A 3,063-nucleotide genomic window follows, 5' to 3' on the forward strand; every position below is an offset into this window, starting at 1 on the left:
GGAAATTTCAAAAATTTCTACCGCACTTTTTATACGCCTTTTTTCACCCAATATCTAAAAGGGATACTTTCTATTTCGCTATGTAGTAGCGTATGATCCATAAATTGACAGAAGCTAGGAATATCTCTTGTGCTGGCAGGATCATCTGCCACAATTAATAGTACTTCCCCTTCTTGCATATCACGGATTTGTTTACGTACTAACATCACTGGCTCTGGACAGCGTAATCCTTGCGCATCAAGAGTATAATGATTCGTTAATTTATTCATTATGTTATACTTCGTAAAATTAATTTAGGTGTATGATACAACCCTAAGTAAATATGGTCAAAATAAAACATAAATACGAATAGGCGGAAATGGAATATTTAATCCCCAAAAGTGCGGTTGTTTTTGAAGAAGAAATTAAAAAAAGCCATTTCATTACTTACTTGAAACATACTGAAGGATTAGTAGAAGCTAAAAATTTTTGGCAATCTATTCGAGATTTGCACCCGAGAGCTCGTCACCATTGCTGGGCAGCTGTTGCAGGAGCCCCGAATAATTTTCAAGAATTGGGGTTTTCTGATGATCAAGAACCACCAGGAACCGCTGGTAAACCCATGCTCAACATGCTTCAAGCAAGTCAGATTGGTGAAATTAGTGCCGTGGTGGTTCGGTATTATGGTGGAGTGTTACTCGGTACAGGTGGATTGGTTCGAGCTTATGGAAATGGTGTACAACAAGCTTTAAAATTACTTGAGACAACATTAAAAATTGAGTGTACTCGCTATTTATTGATTTGTGATTATTCACAAGTAAATTGGTTGCAAATGTTATGTGATAAATATTCTATTATGATCAATCATCAACTTTTCGAAGCTAATGTGATATTTGAGTTAGGCATTAGTGATGATAAACTTAGACCCTTTGAACAAGAACTAATAGAACGCTCCGCAGGGCAACTTCATTTAACGCCTGTGGAATAAGTGAGATAATCGTGCATATTTTATCTATTCTCCGCATTGTTGGAATCCTCGTCATGTGTTTTTCTGTGACGATGCTGGCACCTGCTTTTGTCGCCTTAATTTACGGCGATGGTGGCGGTAAAGCATTTATGCAATCATTTATAATTAGCCTAATTGTTGGTGCTATTCTTTGGTGGAGCTGCCATACCCATAAGCAAGAATTACGTTCTCGGGAAGGTTTCATTATTGTTGTTGCATTTTGGGTTGTTTTAGGCAGTTTAGCAACAATTCCATTTATTTTATTTGATAATCCAGATCTCAGTGTTGCATCATCTTTTTTTGAGGCTTTCTCTGGTTTAACTACGACAGGTGCTACAACAATTGTCGGCTTAGACAATTTACCAAAAGCGATTTTATTCTATCGTCAATTTTTAGAATGGTTAGGCGGTATGGGAGTTATTGTGCTTGCAGTGGCAATTATTCCTCTTTTGGGTATTGGGGGAATGTCTTTATACCGTGTTGAAAGATCTGGTTCAATTAAAGAACAAAAAATGCGACCTCGAATTGCTGAAATTGCGAAACTTCTATGGTTTATCTATTCATCACTTACTATTTTATGTGCTTTGGCATATTATGCCGCAGGAATGACAGCGTTTGATGCAATTAGCCATAGTTTTGCAACAGTTTCTATTGGTGGTTTTTCAACTCATGATGCGAGTATTGGCTATTTTAATAACAGCTGGATTAATATCATTACCATTATTTTCTTATGGATCTCAGCATGTAATTTTGGATTACATTTTCGAGCATTTTCTGAAATTAATAAAGGGCATTTCTTTAGAACTTATCTTAGGGATCCAGAGTTTAAGTTTTTTGTAAAAATTCAATTATTATTAATCTTAGTATGTGCATTAGTTATGATTAATAGTCAGTATTTTGAAACAAATTGGCAAAATTTTGAACAAATCATTTTCCAAACTGTTTCAATGTCGACTACTACAGGTTATACCACATCAGATTTTTTTTCATGGCCATCGTTTATTCCAACATTGCTCATTATTGCTTCATTTATTGGTGGCTGTTCAGGATCTGTTGCTGGAGGTGTACGTGTAGCTCGTGTTCTCGTTTTATATTTACAAGGCCGTCGAGAACTAAAATTATTTGTCCACCCAAATCTTGTTTATCCAATTAAATGGGGAAAGCATATTTTGGATGAACGAGTCATAGGGAGTATTTGGGCCTTCTTCTCAGCTTACTTACTAGTATTTGTGGTTTGCTTGTTAGGTGTCATTGCTTGTGGTGTTGATACATTTGATGCATTCAGTGCAGTATCAGCTTGTATTAATAATTTTGGATTAGGCATGGGAATCGTAAGTAGTAATATGGTTGAAATTCCTGATAGTGCAAAATGTATCTTAACTGTAGCAATGGTTTGTGGTCGTTTAGAAATTTTTACATTATTGGCTTTATTTAGCCCGACTTTCTGGAAAGCATAATGCAAACAATTATTCTTTATTCAACACATGATGGGCAGACTAAAAAGATTGCCGATTATTTATCAAAATATCTCGAAGGAGAGATTAAGGTTGCTTCAATTACAGATGCAAATATCATTCTAAATCAAGCAGATCGAATTATTATTGGTGCATCTATCCGCTACGGGCATTTTGATAAAAAGCTCTATCAATTTATTGAAAATCATACCGCACTTTTGCAGAGCAAATTTAGCTATTTTTATGGTGTAAATTTAACTGCCAGAAAAGCAGGAAAAGATACACCTGAAACTAATGTATATGTTCGTAAATTTCTAGAGCGTATCAATTGGAAACCCACTATGTCTGCTGTTTTTGCAGGGGCGCTCTTATATCCTCGCTACAAATGGTTTGATCGTATTATGATCCAATTAATTATGAAAATCACTGGTGGAGAAACTGATACAACACAAGAAATTGAGTTTACTAATTGGAATCAAGTTGTCTATTTTGCTAATCAAATAAATAAGATTAAGTAATAGGCTAAAATAGTATTTTTTTTAGGCTTTAAAATAAAGATCGCTTAATAAAAGAGCAATTAAAAATATTTTTAAAAAAAGATCTTGCAAGCCAATTGAATATCTC

4 protein-coding genes are annotated in these 3,063 nt (G+C 34.9%); 3 read left to right on the forward strand and 1 reads right to left on the reverse strand.

The window, feature by feature from the left end; all coding sequences use genetic code 11:
• Positions 1–29 precede the first annotated feature (29 nt).
• Positions 30–269 (reverse strand): sulfurtransferase TusA, encoded by a 240-nt coding sequence (gene tusA, locus HMPREF1052_RS04160; protein ID WP_005759966.1) that lies wholly within the window; start codon positions 267–269, stop codon positions 30–32.
• Positions 270–358: 89 nt separating this feature from the next.
• On the opposite strand from tusA, the gene HMPREF1052_RS04165 reads away from it, so the two are divergent.
• From HMPREF1052_RS04165 to hemG, 3 genes are read left to right on the forward strand one after another with little or no spacing between them, the layout of a single operon-like run.
• Complete coding sequence (locus HMPREF1052_RS04165) at positions 359–967, forward strand: YigZ family protein (RefSeq protein WP_005759968.1); 609 nt, start codon at positions 359–361, stop codon at positions 965–967.
• A gap of 11 nt (positions 968–978) precedes the next feature.
• Entirely contained in the window at positions 979–2,442 is a 1,464-nt protein-coding gene (locus tag HMPREF1052_RS04170) for a TrkH family potassium uptake protein (RefSeq protein WP_040596275.1), read from the forward strand.
• On the forward strand, positions 2,442–2,957 hold the full coding sequence (gene hemG, locus HMPREF1052_RS04175; RefSeq protein ID WP_005759971.1) for a menaquinone-dependent protoporphyrinogen IX dehydrogenase: 516 nt from the start codon (positions 2,442–2,444) through the stop codon (positions 2,955–2,957). Before HMPREF1052_RS04170 ends, hemG begins: the two co-directional genes overlap by 1 nt.
• The last annotated feature ends 106 nt before the right edge of the window (positions 2,958–3,063 follow it).

It is taken from the genome of Pasteurella bettyae CCUG 2042 (genome assembly GCF_000262245.1).
GTDB lineage: Bacteria > Pseudomonadota > Gammaproteobacteria > Enterobacterales > Pasteurellaceae > Basfia > Basfia bettyae.

What these genes read in the sequence shown, in the direction of transcription:
- tusA (WP_005759966.1), bottom strand. Translation starts at nt 269, where the DNA reads ATGAATAAATTAACGAATCATTATACTCTTGATGCGCAAGGATTACGC.
- HMPREF1052_RS04165 (WP_005759968.1), top strand. Translation starts at nt 359, where the DNA reads ATGGAATATTTAATCCCCAAAAGTGCGGTTGTTTTTGAAGAAGAAATT.
- hemG (WP_005759971.1), top strand. Translation starts at nt 2,442, where the DNA reads ATGCAAACAATTATTCTTTATTCAACACATGATGGGCAGACTAAAAAG.